The organism is Calothrix sp. PCC 6303 (genome assembly GCF_000317435.1).
Classification (GTDB): Bacteria; Cyanobacteriota; Cyanobacteriia; order Cyanobacteriales; family Nostocaceae; genus PCC-6303.
In genome coordinates, this window is record NC_019751.1 from 2,301,355 (window position 1) to 2,319,962 (window position 18,608).

At 38.7% G+C, this 18,608-nt stretch carries 15 protein-coding genes; 6 read left to right on the forward strand and 9 right to left on the reverse strand.

The features are described 5' to 3' along the window. Nucleotide 1: 1 nt before the first annotated feature. Nucleotides 2-1,495 carry an AmpG family muropeptide MFS transporter gene (locus tag CAL6303_RS09395; protein WP_015197613.1) on the reverse strand — a complete coding sequence of 498 codons (1,494 nt, stop codon included), beginning with the start codon at nt 1,493-1,495 and terminating at the stop codon, nt 2-4. A gap of 331 nt (nt 1,496-1,826) precedes the next feature. On the opposite strand from CAL6303_RS09395, the gene CAL6303_RS09400 reads away from it, so the two are divergent. Continuing rightward, nucleotides 1,827-2,423, forward strand: coding sequence for a Uma2 family endonuclease (locus tag CAL6303_RS09400; protein ID WP_015197614.1), 597 nt, complete (start codon nt 1,827-1,829; stop codon nt 2,421-2,423). 120 nt (nt 2,424-2,543) lie between these two features. Here CAL6303_RS09400 and CAL6303_RS09405 read toward each other — a convergent pair whose 3' ends face one another. The 6 genes from CAL6303_RS09405 to CAL6303_RS09430 form a co-directional block, all read right to left on the reverse strand. Then, nucleotides 2,544-4,004, reverse strand: coding sequence for a DNA phosphorothioation-associated putative methyltransferase (locus tag CAL6303_RS09405; RefSeq protein ID WP_041740371.1), 1,461 nt, complete (start codon nt 4,002-4,004; stop codon nt 2,544-2,546). Between the two features lie 180 nt (nt 4,005-4,184). Continuing rightward, a complete protein-coding gene (gene dndE / locus CAL6303_RS09410) occupies nt 4,185-4,571 on the reverse strand; it encodes a DNA sulfur modification protein DndE (RefSeq protein ID WP_015197616.1) in 387 nt (128 codons plus the stop codon). A gap of 9 nt (nt 4,572-4,580) precedes the next feature. Next, the gene (locus CAL6303_RS09415) at nt 4,581-5,738 is read right to left on the reverse strand and encodes a pyridoxal-phosphate-dependent aminotransferase family protein (protein ID WP_015197617.1); all 1,158 of its coding nucleotides are present in this window, start codon (nt 5,736-5,738) and stop codon (nt 4,581-4,583) included. A 122-nt stretch (nt 5,739-5,860) separates the two neighbouring features. Next, nucleotides 5,861-6,109 carry a DUF5340 domain-containing protein gene (locus tag CAL6303_RS09420; RefSeq protein ID WP_015197618.1) on the reverse strand — a complete coding sequence of 83 codons (249 nt, stop codon included), beginning with the start codon at nt 6,107-6,109 and terminating at the stop codon, nt 5,861-5,863. Between the two features lie 210 nt (nt 6,110-6,319). Then, nucleotides 6,320-7,222 carry an indole-3-glycerol phosphate synthase TrpC gene (trpC, locus tag CAL6303_RS09425; protein ID WP_015197619.1) on the reverse strand — a complete coding sequence of 301 codons (903 nt, stop codon included), beginning with the start codon at nt 7,220-7,222 and terminating at the stop codon, nt 6,320-6,322. A 92-nt stretch (nt 7,223-7,314) separates the two neighbouring features. Continuing rightward, the gene (locus CAL6303_RS09430) at nt 7,315-7,815 is read right to left on the reverse strand and encodes an orange carotenoid protein N-terminal domain-containing protein (protein ID WP_015197620.1); all 501 of its coding nucleotides are present in this window, start codon (nt 7,813-7,815) and stop codon (nt 7,315-7,317) included. A 209-nt stretch (nt 7,816-8,024) separates the two neighbouring features. On the opposite strand from CAL6303_RS09430, the gene CAL6303_RS09435 reads away from it, so the two are divergent. Further along, nucleotides 8,025-8,447, forward strand: a complete 423-nt coding sequence (locus tag CAL6303_RS09435) for a ketosteroid isomerase family protein (protein ID WP_015197621.1) — start codon at nt 8,025-8,027, stop codon at nt 8,445-8,447. Nucleotides 8,448-8,554: 107 nt separating this feature from the next. Here CAL6303_RS09435 and mtnA read toward each other — a convergent pair whose 3' ends face one another. Then, a complete protein-coding gene (gene mtnA, locus CAL6303_RS09440) occupies nt 8,555-9,619 on the reverse strand; it encodes an S-methyl-5-thioribose-1-phosphate isomerase (RefSeq protein ID WP_015197622.1) in 1,065 nt (354 codons plus the stop codon). Nucleotides 9,620-11,135: 1,516 nt separating this feature from the next. On the opposite strand from mtnA, the gene CAL6303_RS09445 reads away from it, so the two are divergent. The 4 genes from CAL6303_RS09445 to CAL6303_RS09460 all read left to right on the forward strand — a co-directional run bounded on the left by CAL6303_RS09445 (nt 11,136) and on the right by CAL6303_RS09460 (nt 17,496). Continuing rightward, complete coding sequence (locus CAL6303_RS09445; RefSeq protein ID WP_015197623.1) at nt 11,136-11,723, forward strand: helix-turn-helix domain-containing protein; 588 nt, start codon at nt 11,136-11,138, stop codon at nt 11,721-11,723. An 82-nt stretch (nt 11,724-11,805) separates the two neighbouring features. Next, the gene (locus tag CAL6303_RS09450; protein WP_015197624.1) at nt 11,806-14,532 is read left to right on the forward strand and encodes an ABC transporter transmembrane domain-containing protein; all 2,727 of its coding nucleotides are present in this window, start codon (nt 11,806-11,808) and stop codon (nt 14,530-14,532) included. Between the two features lie 89 nt (nt 14,533-14,621). After that, nucleotides 14,622-16,154 (forward strand): HlyD family efflux transporter periplasmic adaptor subunit, encoded by a 1,533-nt coding sequence (locus tag CAL6303_RS09455; RefSeq protein ID WP_015197625.1) that lies wholly within the window; start codon nt 14,622-14,624, stop codon nt 16,152-16,154. A 541-nt stretch (nt 16,155-16,695) separates the two neighbouring features. Continuing rightward, on the forward strand, nt 16,696-17,496 hold the full coding sequence (locus CAL6303_RS09460; RefSeq protein WP_015197626.1) for a peptidylprolyl isomerase: 801 nt from the start codon (nt 16,696-16,698) through the stop codon (nt 17,494-17,496). Between the two features lie 266 nt (nt 17,497-17,762). On the opposite strand, the gene CAL6303_RS09465 is transcribed toward CAL6303_RS09460, so the two are convergent. Further along, the gene (locus CAL6303_RS09465; RefSeq protein WP_015197627.1) at nt 17,763-18,536 is read right to left on the reverse strand and encodes a peptidylprolyl isomerase; all 774 of its coding nucleotides are present in this window, start codon (nt 18,534-18,536) and stop codon (nt 17,763-17,765) included. Between the last annotated feature and the right edge of the window lie 72 nt (nt 18,537-18,608).

An 18,608-nucleotide genomic window follows, 5' to 3' on the forward strand; every position in this document is an offset into this window, starting at 1 on the left:
GTTATACTTCCTCTTCATTAAGTCCAGGTCGTGGAATTGTTGTAATCTGTTGCTTCCAAGGGGCAACAATTGGTAAGAGTAATAATCCTGGAATCGCTGCGGCAACTGTAAGTAAAAAGAAACCTGACCAACCTGTTTGTTTTGCCCAGACTCCGGCAGGTGCAGAAAGAACATCACGGCTAATTGCCATTAAGCTGGAAAACAAAGCAAACTGAGTGGTTGTAAAGCGATGATTACACAAGCTCATCAAAAACGCCACCATTACCACCGTTACGAGTCCAGCACAGAAGTTTTCAACGTTAACGGCAATAAATAGAACGGAAATGTCTTTTCCTGCCTGTGCCACAGCATAATACCCTAGGTTGCTAATGAGTTGCAGCAGTCCAAATATCCAAAGACAGCGATTCACCCCAATTCGTGTCATTAATATCCCACCAGTCAGCACACCAACAGTAGTAGGTACTAATCCCACCAGAAACATTCCCGCAAGATCAGTCTTTGTGAACCCAGTTTGAAGTAAAAATGGAGTGCTAGTAATCCCCACAAGCGAATCACCCAGTCGATAAAGAAAAATAAATGCCAGGATAGCGCAACCCAATGGGAATCCGACACGCAGAAAAAATTCTTTAAAAGGTAAGAATATGGCTTCTTTGAGGTTTTGGGGGGGACGGTTAGCAAGGTTTTCTAATCCTTCTGCTGGCATTAACAATGATGTGACAATCCAAGCGATAAGTAGCGCTGCTAAAAGCAGGTTGAAAACTGGTAATTCAATTTTTTTAGCAAATAAACTCCACAGCGCACCTGTGACTAATCCAGTGATAGATATCAGAAAAATCACATCTGTGCTTGATAGTGGTGCTGGTTTGGACAATGGTTGAGGCAGTTGAGGTTCCCTAGGTGCCCAAATTGTTACGAATACACTTACTGCCATTAATCCTGCCATCAGGAAATAAATTATGTTCCACTCAACACCTCTATCGGTAAGGAATAAAGCTAAAGGCAGTGCTGCGAATAAAGATAGACGATAGCCCAAAACCCACACAGATGCACCGGGTTTAGCTTCTTCAGGTTCGAGAATATCAGTACGGTAAGCGTCACCGACAATATCTTGTGTAGCGCTAAAAAATGTAATTGCTAAACAGCTAACTGCTAAAATTTGCAGAACTTGATCATTTTGCGATGGTTGTTGGAAACCTAGTGAAGTAATGGCAATTACTAAAGCGATTTGTGTAATTACCAACCAACCTCTTCGCAGTCCTAAAAGTGGGGGTGTAAAACGATCTAATAATGGCGACCACAAAAACTTGAGGGAGTATGGTAAGCCAAGTAAACTAAATAATGTGATTTGAGCAATATCGATTTTAGCATCTTCCAACCATGCTTGTAAGGTTCGGGAGGTTAAAAATAGGGGTAGTCCAGATGCAAATCCTAGTAGTAGCAAAGCCCCCATTTTGCGACTTTTAAATGCTCTTTGTAAGGCTTGAATTTCTTTCACTGTATCAGTTTCCTCTAAGTTTTCAATTTACGCTATCATTTTTATAGTTTGCTACCTAAGTCAGCTATTCTATTTCTTGGCTAAGTGTTAGTCGTAAATCTCAGCTATGTTGACATAGATTTGTTTAAATTTCACATTCTATACACAAATTTCCTGGAAAAGTTACCAAAATATAACTTTCTCCCGATTCCACTCTCTGGATTCAGGCTATGGGTCGTTTCATTTCCCAGGGATATATGATTTGTTTAGGCTTTATCCAATTTAGTCCCAAGTTAGTATTATTATAGTTACCTCTGAAAAACGGATCTTAACTAAAATAGGTTTGATATTTATGCAAGTACAAACAAAAAAATCTAATTACACTAATTACACGCCAGAAGAATATTTAGAACTAGAAGAAAAGGCTGACTTTAAAAGCGAATATCGCAATGGAAAAATTATTCCGATGACTGGTGGAACGACAAATCATAACAAAATAGCTGGAAATTTTTATGCCTTTTTAAAGTTTGCTTTGAAAGGTAGTAATTATGATATTTACATTGGTGATGTGCGTTTGTGGATATCTAAATATCGCCAGTATACTTATCCCGATGTCATGGTGATCCAGGGGGAAGCTGAGTATACGGGAACTAGTAGCACAACTGTAATGAATCCTTGCTTAATTGTGGAAGTTTTATCTAAATCTACTCAAAATTATGATCAAGGAGATAAGTTTTTATATTATCGTTCAATTCCTGAATTAAAGGAATATATTTTAATCGATCAGTATGAATATCGAGTGATGCAGTATGTGAAGACTGCCGAAGGAAAATGGATTTTGACGGAAATTGAAGGTAAGTCTGCTGTTTTAGATCTGCAAACAATAGAGTTTAAAATTGATTTTAGCGAGTTGTATGAGAAGGTAAATTTTGCAGAGAGTGAAGAATAGAGGGAATGTTTTTTAACGCAAAGGTACGCATTAGACGCTTTTGCGGCTTCCCGCAGGGTAGGTAAGCGCAGAGGTACGCAGAGAGTTTTTTGCTATTGATTGGTTGGGAAAAATAGGTGTTTATAAATTTTGAGTAGGGTGAACTTGGTGTTTTCTAATTTCTACACCATGGGTTGCTAAACATTTTAACCAACCGTTGCGGGTTCCTATTTCACTTTTTTGCTTCAATAATCCGAGTTTTTGTTCTTGTTGGGTGAGTTGGGCAAATTCTTGATAACGGGGATATTTTTCTGTGACAAATGTCTCTTTGCGATGAAGAATTGGGGGGTTTTCCCGTTCTTTATAATTAGTGTGAACTACCCAAAGGGTTTTGAGATTGATGTTAATGCTTGCTTCTAAGACTGGGTGAGGTTCGTCATCAAAGTTGGGGTATGAAAGGTAAGAAATGCGGGGCTCATTGGTATAAAATTTAATTAGGGTTGCTCCTTCTATACTGCCTAAAAAGCGACTTGCACAACCTTCATAGATGCGAAGAAGTGGATCTAGTTCCTGTAATGCAGAGGTGTGAACGTATAGCGCACCACGGGTATGTTTGCCAATTTTACTTTTCTCACAGGCAGTTTTGACTACTCCTGGTTGTCCCAAACTCAGTAATTTTGCATCTGCAACTTGGCAAGCATCTTCAAAGTCACCGAAAAATGCTTTGATGTCGTGACGCATTGCTGAAGATAGTTGATAATAACTGCGTTCTCCTTCGGAGTGACATAAGGCTAAGTATACTTGAATATCTAAGGAGCGGCGATACGCGATCGCATCCCACTCTTCTTCCTTGGTAACTTGTAATATTACTCCAAATGCACGGCGAAAACTACCAAATTCTTTGAGGATTTCACCTTGGTTTGGTAGCTCTCCTTTCACTGGCAACCGCCCCCTATGGGTGTAGAATGCCATAAGCGATCGCAATATCTCTTCGTAGTCTGCAAATCTCTTGGTTGTAATCACCACGCTGGGTGTATATATCACTGAAGAATATCTTAATGCTCGATAGTTCTCCCTTTCTTCTTCGTTGCGAAATACAAAGTAAACTCCCAAAGCAACGGGAACTGCTTGGACATTTAAGGTTGTATCTATATATTCTTTGAGTTCTTCCTGCTGATAATATTTTTGAAATGTGTTTAAGCGGGTGACGACTCCATCTCCATAGGGAATCAAACTTTTACTGGGTGCGCTAACTAATACCTGCGCGGACACAATTAATACTTTTTTTGTTAATTTCCACGCTTGACAAAGTGATTCTTTTCGCTGCTCAATATCCTCAATTACATTCAAAACGTATCCCAAGTTCACTACATCTGCGGGAATACGTTCTACTTGGGGAAAATAATAAGGATCCCAACCCGCGCTTTCATAACCTAGTTTTTTAGTTCTTTCTACATCACCACCATAACCACAACCATAGTCAAAAAATGTCAGATTGGTAGTGAGAATTTCCCATTCTATTGCTAGCTTTACAGGACGAGATAAATCAATCCTGGAAATAGCTGCACGATGACGTTCTATGTCAAAAAAGCTTTCAGACATCTGCTGTACAACCCCAGTTAACAGATAACTGTTAACTGTTACACCCATTTTCAGTTAAATAGACCGCGCTGTAGGGGTTTAGCAATGCGCTTTACCCTTACGGTTGATGTGGTTCAAATATGTGAAAACTGCTGTAACAGTACGTTTATTTTCTACTCACCTATGATGTAATAATATTTTTCAACTTTTAGTGACCAGTTCGATCAAATCTTCAACTTTCTTGATGTTTGAATCACCTGCTAAGTATCCAATTCCTCGATGTAAATGTAAGTGTAATTGCTCCGCAAGGGTTTCTTTCTCAGTACCCAAACCATCGTTGTAGCAACGTTGCTTCAGCACAATTAATAACATATCGGAAATTTCACCTCCGAATACTCGCCACGTCATTTCCACATTACTATCTAATCTAATGGGAGTGGGGGAAGGTGGAGTTTTTTCAGATAAAGAACGACATAAAGCCCAACGACATAATATATTCCATTGCTCAATTTTGGTGATGCGTTTGAGTTTAATTAGCTGTTCTTTTGCCGTTTGTGAGAGTTTGACACGCTCAATTGGTGCTTCCATAGGTTTATTTTAGATTTGAGTCTGAAAAACTTTGATTGCGGCTGCTATACCTGCTCCTAGACTAAAATCTTGATAAGCAAGTTCTAAAAGTGCCGCTTCAAGGGCTGAGATACAGGTGAGGATATCACGATCGCAAATAAAACCTAAATGTCCGATACGGAAGATTTTGTTTTTGAGATGATCCTGTCCTCCAGCAATTTCCATATCAAAGCGTTTTTTAACCACTTCACGGATTTTATCTGCTTCTAACTCAGATGTGCTTACTGCTGTTACGGCAGGACTGGCATAATCATCTTGGGCAAATAAGCTTAAATTTAAGCTACGTATCGCTGCCCTGGTAGCTTTCATCACTCGCAGATGACGGGCAAATATGGCTTCTAATCCCTCTTGCTGCATCATTCTCAGGGTGGTTTGCAAAGCCACAATTAGGTTAACTGGTGGTGTGAAGGGAGAAGTATTATTAATGGTGGCAAGGCGATATTTTTCTAAATCTAAGTAATATTTCGGAAACTTAGCTGTTTTATATGCTTCCCAAGCTTTCGCACTGACGGCAACAATACCCAAACCTGGCGGCACCATATAGCCTTTTTGGGAACCTGATACCACCACATCTAATCCCCAGCTATCAACGGGGACATTTACAGAGCCGAGGCTGGTGACAGCATCGATAATACTTAGGGCTTTTCCATGATTTTTGATGTGATGACTGATGGTTTCTAAGTCATTAATTACACCAGTCGAGGTTTCGCTGTGGGTAATAATTACAGCTTTAATTTGTTTCTGGGTATCGGCTTCTAATTTGGTTGCAAACTCTGCGGCAATCAGCGGTTTCCCCCATTCTGCCGCGATAGTTTCCACCTCCAAACCAAATATTTTACATAGTTCAGCCCACCGATCGCCAAATTTTCCATTGGTTCCAACGATGACGCGATCGCCTGGACTGAGAAAGTTAATTATACCCGCTTCCATCGCTGCCGTGCCGCTACCAGCTAGGAGTAATACATCATTTTGGGTTTGATGCAACCATTGTAAATTTTCTGTCACCTCCGCCATCACAGCGCTAAATTCAGAAGAACGATGGCTAATAGGCTGTCTAGCTAGTGCTTGCAGTGCTGTTTGCGGTACCTGTGTTGGACCAGGTATCATCAGTTTGAGTTGATCTTCCATAATGATTCTTGATGTGAAAGTCCCTGATACAGCAGCTTGCAAGTAGATTAACTACGATACCATGTTCTGAAAGTTAGATCCAAAGACTTTTTTGCTGTTAATTTCTAACTCTCCTCTAAAAACTAATCGGGACTACCCACTTTTCCCGGAGGGTGATTGAGTGACCAACGATGATCTACTGAAACTGCGGCAAACTGACAAATTTCTTCAAGATGCTTTTGTTGTGATGCAGCCTTGCGAAGAGTAATAATCAACTGGTTAACCTGCTGCCGCAGTTCCGGATTATTATTAGCTGCGTGCAATGTTTGCCTTTCTAGCAATTGCAGCAACAGTTCGTAGTGGATTGGTGAAGGCAGAGGGATTTGCTCCATGAAGTTGATTCGCTATGCTCCAAGTAATAAAACTAACTTCTATTATCTATCGAAAAATTGTCAGATGGTTAACTATGCTTTTGCTCAGACTTCAGTGGTAAGTGGGTGGGTATAAATATTTATCGTTGTTTATCGTTGAGAAAAGGTAGGAGACAGAGTTTTTTAAGTAAATTTACGTTTTGTTAGGTAATTTAGTGTTTCAGTATCTACTTACTTAATTTCAGATCGAGATTTAGCAAAGAGGTTTTTGACAGCTAATTCCGGATCAGGTTGTTTTACTAGTGATTCCCCTATTAATACAGCAGATGCTCCAGCTTGGGCAACTATATCCAAATCTTCAGGGGTATATAATCCTGATTCACTCACAACTAAGATATTACGCTTCTGTAATTCCTCACCTCTTGCTGCTAGTATTTGGGATGTTGTTTGTAGATCAACGGTAAAATCTTCCAAATTGCGATTATTTATACCTATTAAAGAAACACCATCTAAAGTCAGTACCCGATCTAGTTCTTCTAGAGTATGAACTTCAATCAGTACGGTCATGCTAAGTTTTTTGGCGATTCTTAGGAAGTACTGCAAATCTTGATCAGTGAGAATTGCCGCAATCAATAAAACAGCGTCAGCGCCGCGAACCCGCGCTAAACACATTTGATACGGATGTATAATAAATTCTTTACATAAAAGTGGTAGCTCTACAGTATCACGTATCTTGGCGAGGTTATCAAAGCTACCTTGAAAAAATTTCTCATCTGTTAATACAGATAAGCAGCTAGCACCACCCCGTTCGTACTGTAACGCGATCGCGCTAGGATCGAAATCCTCACGAATTACACCTTTACTGGGAGATGCTTTCTTAACTTCCGCAATTAAGGCAGGTGTGGTTCTCCCTTGACGCAAAGCTGCCAAAAAATCACGAGTGGGAGGTGCCTCCAGTGCTTGCTTTTGCAATTTCTGTAATGGAACTTTTTCCCGCATTTGCTCAACTTCGGTTTCTTTTTGCCAAACAATCTCCTCTAGGATATTGTTTGGCTTTGCATCCGGCAATGCTGCTTGGTAACGGATCATTGATACAGCAATGATGGGACTAGGTTGACGACGACGAATTTGCATGATTTGGCAAAGGTTATAAATCGGGAAATAGTAGCCTATACCAATTTTGGATGAATATGTGACAAAAAAACCTATTATTTTTGAACTATCAACTATAAACTAGTTGACTCATCTTTCGGAGCCTGAGCCGGGTCAACACCCATAGGTGCTACAATATCTCGGAATAAAGTAATTTGTTCATTGAATTCCAGACCTTTAATTTGTTGGAATGCCTCGTCAGCTTGGGAAGATAGCTTATAATCTTCAGGCATTGGGATAATTTCTGCTTTATCCATACCTTGAGCTAAAAGGTACCAAAAAAGAAGTTTTGTAGTGTCACTTAATGCGCCATACTCACGGCTAATTAAAGAATTCTTGCGTTGAATTAAATCCCGTTGAACTTGCAGTTGTTCGTCGTAGGACATTTCTTTAACTTGATTAAACAAGCCTTCAGCGATCGCAGGGGAAACAGTGCTAGCATTGGGTGCTGCGGGAGTGATAGACTCTCCCATTTCTGTATAAATAAACCAAAATAGCGCTAATTGTTGATCTACATCTAATTGTTGAAAAGAATTTAAAACTGATGTGTTGAAGTTAGAAGATATGTTAGCCATGATATTCGTCTGATTTGTAGTGATTCAAACCTAACAAGAATCAAGTATCTAAGAACCAGACTAAAGAGATAAATACTCTATCATCCGGAAGTGATAAAAATACCTAAGATGAAATTAAATGTGATTTTTACCCAACATTTACACCCTACGGATGATTCGCATCACAAAAATAATAGGTAGGACTTGAGTGTAATTAAATTTTATTTCCCATGGAAAATAATACTAGCGTTGTTAATAGTTCAACTTTGGAATATCTGCAAAATCAAATTGTTTATTTCCCACTAATTAATCATTACTTCGCAACCATAAACGATGAAGATTTTCAGGAAACCGCCAATTTGTTTGCAAATGAAGGTAAAATGTATCCTCCCTTCGACTCTGTATTATTAGGTAGAGATGCTATTTTACTTTACCTACAAAAAGAAGCTAAGGGCATGAAGTTACTTCCTGATTCAGTTACTATACAAGAATCAACAATAGAATCAACACATTATCAAGTAACTGGTAAAGTACAAACACCTCTATTTACTGTTAACGTATCTTGGTATTTTGTGATTTCTCAATCTCAGATTATCTCTGTAAAAGTTAAGCTTTTAGCAGCACTTCAAGAGTTACTGCAATTTCAAAAGTAACACCAATTGGAAAAAAGAATGCGACATATCATAGGGGCGAACAAATGTTCGCCCTCATTAGTAAGAAAGCATAGGAATTAGGGCAAACAAGAGTCTACCCATAACTGTTAACTGATCACCGATTTGCGCGCCTTCAGCAAATCAGCAGGTGCAAACACCCCATTCTCAGTCATAATCGCTGTAATCAATTCAGCAGGAGTCACATCAAAAGCTGGATTATAAAAATCCAATCCACTAGTAGGGGTCAAAATTGTATCCCCAACATGGCAGATTTCTGTAGCTTCTCGTTCTTCAATCGGTATTCCACCACCATCGGCTAAATCAAAGTCAATGGTCGAAAGTGGTGCCGCAACATAAAATGGTACATCATGCGCTTTTGAGACTAACGCCAAACTATAAGTACCAATCTTATTCGCCGCATCGCCGTTTGCAGCAATTCTATCAGCACCCACAACAACAGCATCAATTAAACCCTGCTTCATGCAGTGCGCCGCCATACTATCAGTAATTAACGTTACAGGAATCCCTTCTTGAACACATTCCCAGGTAGTTAACTTAGCACCCTGTAAGCGGGGACGTGTCTCATCTGCAAACAGTCTATTAAGTCTTCCTTCCCGCCATGCTGAACGCACCACACCTAAAGCTGTACCATAGCCACCAGTTGCTAAAGCACCTGCGTTACAATGTGTAAGCAAAGTCAACTTTTCCGGCTTATTTGGTAATACCTTTAAACCATGATCTCCAATTGCTTGGCAAGTTTGTAAATCTTCCAATTGCAATGCTTGGGCAGTTTCTAAAAGAGCCTTTCTGATATCTTCGACAGTTCCTAGAGTTTCGTAAGCTACTTGTGTAGCTCGTGAAATTGCCCAGAACAAATTCACAGCCGTTGGACGAGTTGACCGTAGCATCGTCGCAACTGTTTCTAATTGTTGTAAAAATTGGTCACGTTTATCAGTTTCGATTTCCCTTGCACCAAGATACATACCGTATGCAGCAGCTATACCAATAGCAGGGGCACCTCGAACAATCATGGTTTTGATTGCCCTTGCCATATCTTCACTACGGTGAATTTCGACAAAAGTATACTCGTTTGGTAAACGTGTTTGGTCAATCAGGGATACGGCATTGTTATGCCAAATTACGGGATAAACTTGATTGTTGGGAGAATTCATGGCAGAGAGTTAGTAGGGAAAACGCGTCTAAATTGCATACTGTATATTTACATATTTTTTTGCCGGGTGATCTGTTTTGCGAGTAGATCATTTCAAATCATTTGTATTGCTCTAGTAGCCTCAACCCCGCATGAGCAGCACTTTTGACTAAATAAGCTTCACGCCTGCACAAAATCCACTTAAATATAGTTGTAATTTTAATGTAAATGCATCTAAAGGTGGATACTTATCAGTTGTTTTTACTGTATTTTTGTTGTTAGGCTACATAATCCATATTATTCTTTAGCAAATTTTTAAGATGCTAAAAATCTAGTCAACCGCACCTATCAATATTTCTGTTGATATATTCCAGTAAAAGCTGTGTTTTACAATGAATAACACAGGTTGCAGATTTGGAGCAAGAATTTGCAAAGCTTTTGTGATGCACATGTACAACTTGGGATCAAATTAAGTTTCAAGACTGTGTAAAGCTATTGTAAATTTCAGATGAAGTACTATTTTATTCCAACTAAATTTGACAAAAAGTAGGAAAATTATCGTGGGAGGACATTTCTATAGTTCAACATCGTGAAGATTAATTGCTTCATAGTTGATAGTATCTCCAAAATAGCATTGGGCTTAAGTTACTTATTTGATTAGCAAACATAGAAATCCGGTTTTATTTTTGAACTGTAGGCTATGTATAGCCTTCGGTATGAATCAATTGCCGTGCCTCCAGGGGTGCGAAAATCAAATAGTAGTCCTATAGCTAATCGATTAGTAAACAATGGCTGACATTCCAATTGTAAATTCTTAATTCGACAACAGGATCAAAACAGCGATATTTTGTTAAAAATGTTACAAGCAGTCAGGATTAGAAAGCTTGGGCAATTGGTAGGCAATTAAGTCTATCTCTAGTTTTGAACTAATCAAAGTCTTCAAACAAAAGTTGCTGATTTTCTAGTCGATATTAAAATTTCGATCTTACATTAAAGCTGTGTCTTGTGTCTAAAAGTGTCATTAATTTCTGTTACTTTTGAAGTTGGAAAAAACAGTTATATGCCGGAGACATAGAGATCTGCTTATCGCTATTTTTCATGTTCGATGTAATTTCGCAAAAAAAGTTATAACTATCAGGGTACATCTGTTATGCATTTAACACCATGTCCGATCCAAAATACTTATTATCGCTTGTGGAAAGAACCTCTGTGCAGTTATTTTGAAGCAAGAACACAGATTTCATCAATTTTTCAGTGCTGCCTTTTCAAATTTGTAATCCCATTTCGACACAAGTCAATTCAAATTAATTAAGACTGAATCCTAGAGAACACTAACTTTGACAAACCTGGGAAAGACCCCCTAGACTTGCTTTTCTGAGGGGGACACTTCCAAGGTTAGTTGCACATGTTTTGACTAATTAGCTGTATAAACAGCTATCAAATCTTGCTGCTGTTGAATCTGAGCTAGCAGGCACTGAAAAACAGCAGCAACTGCGGAGTTATATCCGCATGAATATTCACAGCAACTGGTAATAATTATGTCACAATTTTTAACCTCTGAACAAGTTTTTCAAAGCCTTGAACATTCTATTAGCAGGTTTTTAACACCATTTCAAAGAAAAACCTTACTGAAGCATTTACAAACAAATTTGCAACCAGAATATAGACGCAGATTAGAAATAATGCTGTTAGCAGATATAGGCAAATCTCAAACTCAAATCTGCCAAACTCTGGGTTGTTCGCAAGAGATGGCACGGTACTGGATTAGTCGAGCAGAAGCTGGTTTAGCCCACAAATGGCAAGAGCGATCGCTTGGGAGACCAAAGACCATTAATGACCAATATATCCAGAGATTAAAGGAATTGGTTAGCAAAAATCCGCGAGACTACGGTTATAGCTTTCAAAATTGGACTGCTCAATGGTTGAGTAAGCATTTGGCAAATGAATTTGGAATTGAAATCAGCGATCGCCATATCAATCGGTTGCTTAAAAATATGGGACTTTCTACAAAGTCCAAAAATGCAAGCGAGAAAATAACTAATCAAAATCAAAAGTCTGGTATCACGATTTGCGACCTCCAATCAAATACTGAGAATAGAATGCATTTGTCGTTGAATTTAATTTAGTTTTGGGGATTGGGAATTGGGTATAATTCCCTCTTTCGTTCCTTTTCTCTTTCTTTTCCCTCTTTCTACTTAGGGGTAAATCGTGATTTCACAAGAACAATTGAGTCAACAAATTGCTGCTATTTTTGGTGAATCTCTTAGTAATAGGGAACTCAAAGAGTGCTTAACAGTGTTGGAAATTGTCCAACCACCACCAGCAAAGCAGTTTTGGCAAACTACAGATGCTAATGGTGGTGTTTATATTGTGCTTTCCGGTAAAGTTCGACTGCTCGAATCTACGGGGAATTTAATTACTACCCTGACAACCGGAGCATCATTTGGCGAACAAACTCTTTTTCCCGAACTGGGGTTTACTTTTTACTCGGTTCGTGCATCGACAAATTTAAAACTTGGCTATATTGAGGCAGATGTATTACGGGGTTTGATGAGGAATAATTCAAAAATCCGCGATCGCCTGTTGAAAAATGCCCAGCAACTAGGAGGGTTGATTAATCCCTCAGCATTTCCAGAATCTGGTTTTGAGAAGGATTTCCTGCCTATTGCGAATCACAAAAACATCATTCCCTTTCCTTCTTCAGCAACACCAAACTCTAAGAAAAGACAAGCTTATTTTCCTAGTCCAACCCTAACAATAGGGCATTGGTGGGGACGCTTGGTGAAGCGCTATCCCTTGATTGAACAGCAAAGTGCTTCCGATTGTGGAGCAGCTTGTTTGGTGATGATTGGTCGTTATTGGGGTAAACGCTTGAGTGTGAATCGACTGCGGGAGTTAACTAATGTTAGTCGTAGTGGTGCTTCCCTCGGTGCTGTTACTTTCGCTGCCGAAACCATTGGTTTTACAACTCGTCCAGTTAAAGCCAGTCTGGATAAATTGGCACAACAACCGTTACCTGCGATCGCGCATTGGGAAGGGAAGCATTATATCGTTGTTTACGAGGTTAGCAAAAAGCGAGTAATTGTGGGCGATCCTGCCATCGGTCAGCGTAATCTCAGTATTTCTGAATTTAAAGCTGGTTGGAATGGGTACGCATTATTACTCCAACCTACAAGTCAACTTCAAGAAGCTGAAGAAACAAGTACTCCATTTTGGCAGTTTTTTGAATTAATTAAACCCCATTTCGGCGTATTAATAGAGGTCTTTGCGGCTTCGGTATTGATTCAAATATTTGGATTGGTGACACCCTTATTTACTCAGTTACTTTTGGATCGGGTAATTGTTCAGGGTAGCACTTTGACTTTGAATGCTGTGGGTTTTGGTTTGCTGATTTTTGGTCTATTTCGTGTTGTCATCAATGGGTTACGGCAATACTTACTCGACCATACAGCAAACCGGGTGGGAGTTGCTTTGATGGTAGGTTTTATTAAACATACTCTGCGCTTACCTTTATCTTTCTTTGAATCTCGTTATGTGGGAGATATTATATCCCGTGTTCAAGAGAACCAAAAAATTCAACGTTTTCTCACGGGGGAAGCTTTATCAATTGGTTTGGATTTACTGACGGTATTTATCTATGTCGGTTTGATGTTTTGGTACAGTTGGCAAATGGCACTATTGAGTTTAGCAATCGTGCCACCATATTTTTTACTTGCAGTGGTTGCCACACCCTTTTTACGTCGCATTTCCAAGGAGGTATTTAGTGCAGTTGCCAGTGAAAACAGCTATCTAATTCAAAGTCTCACTGGAGTTAGTTCCATTCGTTCAATGGCAATCGAACAGACAGTACGTTGGCATTGGGAAGAATTGCTGAATAACTTAGTCAAAAAAATGTTTAAAGCTGAAGTTATTAGCAATCAACTGCAAATTTTTAGTGCGGTGATCGAAACCTTGGTGACGACAGGGTTACTTTGGTATGGAGCATCGTTAGTGATTCAAAACCAGTTAACCATCGGGCAATTAGTCGCTTTTAACATGCTGTTGAGTAACATTATTATGCCTTTCCAGAGGTTGATTGTGTTGTGGAATCAACTCCAAGAAGTAATTGTCTCTGTAGAACGGATTAATGATGTATTGGAAGCGGAACCAGAGGAAGACTTACAGAATCAACCCCGTCAGCATTTGGGAACCTTGAAAGGAAATATTCGCTTTGATAACGTCACATTTCGCTACCATCCCGAAAGCGATATCAATGTATTAGAAAACCTCAGCTTTGAAATTCAACCAGAGCAAACAGTGGCAATCGTGGGGAGAAGTGGTTCGGGAAAAACAACCCTATCCAAATTGATTTTAGGTTTATATCTGCCGACAGATGGCAAGATACTGATTGACGGTCAAGATATCACTAGTCTTTCCTTGCGATCGCTACGTTCCCAAATCGGTGTTGTAGACCAAGATTCCTTTTTGTTTGGGGGTACGATTCGGGAAAACATCAGTATTGCCCATCCAGAAGCTAGTCAAGCAGAAATCATAGAAGCAGCAGATTCAGCAGGTGCAGATGAATTTATTAAACGATTACCAATGGGTTATGAAACCCAAATTGGTGAAGGGGGAGGTTTGTTGTCTGGTGGACAAAGACAGAGACTTGCGATCGCACGCGCTTTGTTAGGTAATCCCCGTCTATTGCTTTTAGATGAAGCTACCAGTCACCTCGACTCGGAATCTGAGCGCATCATTCAAAAGAACCTGAAAACAATCCTCAAAGGACGTACCAGTGTGATTATTGCTCACCGTCTTTCCACTGTGCGGAATGCCGATGTAATTTTAGTCTTAGACCAGGGTATTTTAGTGGAAAGTGGTAATCACGAGCAATTAATCACTAAAAAAGGTCATTATTTTTATCTGAATCAGCAACAATTAACTGTTGATTCTTAATTTTATCCTTTGAAAATATTAATCACAAAATTAACAATATAGGGACGTGATATATCATATCTCTTTCATAATTAAAATGAGCCAAAACTATGCCAAATACATCTTGGAATTCTTCTAGAGAATTCACCGAGCAGAATCAAGAAGAATTAAAAAAAATTAGTTACCCTCATCCTCAAGAAATGATAAATCATAGTAATGATTGGTTTTATGGAACCGAAGAATTACTAGATGCTTTGCCTCGACGCTGGACACGCTCTTTACTATATCTATTAATCGGTTTTACAGTGACTGCATTACCTTGGTCAATGCTTTCAAAAGTAGATGAAACTGGTAATGCTAGAGGAAGAATAGAACCCAAAGGAGCAACCCAAAAATTAGATAGTTCCGTCAGTGGGAGCGTCATAGCAGTTAGGGTAAAAGAAGGTGAAACCGTCAGAGCAGGTCAAATTTTACTAGAATTAGAATCTGATGTTCTTAAAACCCAATTAAAGGAAGTACAAACCAAATTAGAAGGTGAAAAAAATCGATTAGCACAATTGGATTTACTGGAAAATCAATTACTCCTTTCGATTCGGGTGCAAGAACAACAAAACCAATCTCAACAGCGAGAAAAGACGGCTCAACTGAATCAAGCAAAGCAAGTTTTGGATGCGAAACAAAGTACTTATAACTTACAAAAATTAGAAAAAAAATCGTTAGTCAATCAAGCACAACAGCAAATTATTAGCGCTCAAAATGATGAAAAATCTGTTCAAAAACGCTTAAATATAGATACTAAACAAGTAGAAAGGTTTAGTAAACTTATTGATAGTGGTGCAGTTTCAACGACTCAAGTTGATAATCTCAAAAAAGAAGAGGAAGAGAGTAAAAGGCTTTACGAAAAAGCTCAATCTGATATCAAACAAGCTGAATTAAATTTAGTACAAGAAACTAGTCGGTATCAAACAACAATTAATCAGCTAGAGTCGGATATCAAGCAAGCAAATCTTAGACTTCAAGAAGAACAAAGTAGCTATCAAAGCTTACAAAAAACCGGGAAATTAACATTACTCAAAAGTCAAGAACAATTACGAGACTTACAAAGCCAAATTACAGCAATGCGATCGCAAATTGCCCAAAGCAGTAGTCAGGTTACATCTGTGGAGATCCAACTCGGACAAAGAATATTGCGATCGCCTGTTGATGGGACAATTTTTACATTGCCTGTGACAAAACCCGGTTCGGTAGTCGAAGCAGGTGAGACGATAGCACAAATTGCCCCTAAAAATACAGCTTTTATCCTCAAAGCCCAAATGTCAAGCGAACAAAGTGGCTTTTTGAGGAAGGGAATGCCTGTGAAAATTAAGTTTGATGCCTATCCTTTTCAGGATTATGGAGTATTGAAAGGACATGTAGATTGGATTTCTCCAGACTCAAAAATTCAAGAAAATAATCAAGTAAAAACAGAGTTTTATGATTTGGAAGTTACCTTAGAACGCCCTTATATTAAAACAGAAAATAAACTCATAGAACTAACAGCAGGTCAAACAGCAACAGCGGAAGTAATCATTCGTCAGCGTCGAATTATTGATTTTATGTTAGACCCCTTTAAGAAGTTGCAAAAAGGTGGTTTGGATTTGTAATCACAAATTCAAATAGTTTAAATTCAAATAATTAAAATTTAATTAATTAAAAATGGATATCCCAGATTTATTGAAACAGGTCAGGGGTATTTAGTTAGATAGAAATTTTTATGGTAATAGATGAGGACTTATACTAATCTAATGTAAAGCTACACATAATTCGGGGAGGTTACTCAAAGAGAAGCCGCTACGCGTCTATAGGGTGGGGTTCTTTCTATGCGTCTTCATACTAAATTGGTATTACATACTAATCTAAATCGAAAATATGATACGTCAGATTTTTGAAATCAATCATCTAAATCATACAATTTTATATCTTTTAAAAGAAAATCAATAAGAATATTTTATTGAATTCATTCATGAAATTTTAATAACACTTCATTATTTATCAGGATTTTATAATATTATTTAGGAGGGTGAAATGCCACTTTTTTGGTGCTGAGAAAAGCGCAGATAGCGATATATAATAGTCGCATTTTACTCATTAGTCATGAAGAAATATAGCAACAAAAAATAGCAAAATAATCTGAGGTTCAAGATTATGGAAAATATTTTAACCGTATCAGAGAAAGACATTTTGTATTACATCAAATTGTCTTGCCAAATGCCAGGAGTCTTAGATGCGATCGCAACCAGAAAAATCCTCCTTAATGAGGCTGTAAAAGCAGGTATTAAACTAGAAGCGAATGAGATTCAAGAAGCAGCAGATTCCTTAAGATTATCAAACAAACTCCTCAAAGCTGAAGACACTTGGCAATGGTTGGAAAAACACCATCTTTCCCTTGATGAATTTGAAGAATTGGCTCAAACAAATCTCCTCTCGACGAAGTTGGCAGACCACTTGTTTGCTGATCAAGTCGAGCCAACTTTTTATCAAAATCAACTCCAATATGCCGGAGTTGTCACCTATGAAATTATTTTGGATGATGAAGATTTGGCACTGGAATTATTTTACTCTCTGCAAGAAGGGGAAATCACTTTTTCAGAAATTGCTCGTCAATACATTCAAAATCCAGAAATTCGTCGTGCTGGAGGGTATCAGGGGATTAAACACCGAGAAGATTTTCGACCAGAAATAGCTGCTGCGGTATTTGCTGCTAATCCACCCCAAGTTATCAAACCAATAATCACGCAAAAAGGAGCGCATTTAATTTGGGTGGAGGAAATTATCAAACCTGAGTTAAATGAACAACTACGTATTCAGATTTTGGGTGATTTATTTGCAAGTTGGTTAAAGCAACAAATAGAGCAGTTCGAAATTGTAATGCAGGCAGATTTGAATGGTAATTCCCATCAAGGAACTAATCAGATGAAATCACCTCAGGTTGTGACAACAAATTAAATTATTTAGTAAATTAATCGGGGCGAACAACAGTTCGCCCCTGCAGCATGTTCTGATTTTGTAAAATCAGATAACCAATTAATGATCTTTGATTAACAAAGTCTGGGGGTTTAATTCCCCTGTCTCTACAGACAGCTTGTTACTTCAACTACTTCGGCTATAACTTCTAAGCGAAGTAGAATAGCGCTCAGTACAAGTACGCTCAGGAACCATCGGGGTAAAATCCCCGTTACAAAACGTACTTATTACTCATTAGTTATTACTTATCAAGATACTTCCCCGTTCTCCAGTTTTTGTAGCCAAGACTCGAATAAAGAATCCATAATTTGCTCTCTTACAGCTTGATTTAATTCTGTAGGAAACCACTTTTCAACTCTGAGAATGTGATACCCCAATTTAGTTTGAACTGGATCAATAATTTCGCCTTCTTTAATATTTTCGATAGCTTCAGTAACTTCCGGCAGTAGTTCCACTAAATAACGAATACCCACAAAGCCAGCATTTTTTTGAGACTGCTTACCCTTAGAGTATTCCAAAGCCAAAGCCGCAAAAGATACATTTTCTTCCCGTAGCATTTGCACAATTTTTTGAGCAGTTGGCAGTTCTGGAACCAAAATTTGCGATAGTGCTACCCTTCGGTAGTTATTGCGATCGCTAATGTAGGAAGCATCAACAAGAGCACCGAAAAGGTGTTCTTTGAGCTTATTTTCCAATAGCTCAATTTTAACTCCCGCAGACCATTCTTCCACATCAATGCGCTGCTGATCCAACCAAGCTATAGTTTCCGGATTTCCCCAAAGTTTGCGTTCCATTCGAAAGGCATCTCCAGCAGCTTGCCATTCATCATCAGACACTTTAATCCCCATGCGATCGCAACTTGCCAAGATTAATGCTTCCCTTTCCGCAGCATGAGCTATTTCAGCGAATTTAGCAGAATGGCGCAGATATGCCAAGATTTCTGCATCGGTTGCGGGGTAAATTTGTACAATTTCCTCAGACAAAGCCGTTTGTGGAAGAGTTTGTTTTAATTGTTCTGTCATAATTTAGATTAATTTAATTGATACCGTAGAGACGTTCCGGTGGAACGTCTTTATTTGTTTGTGGAACGTCTT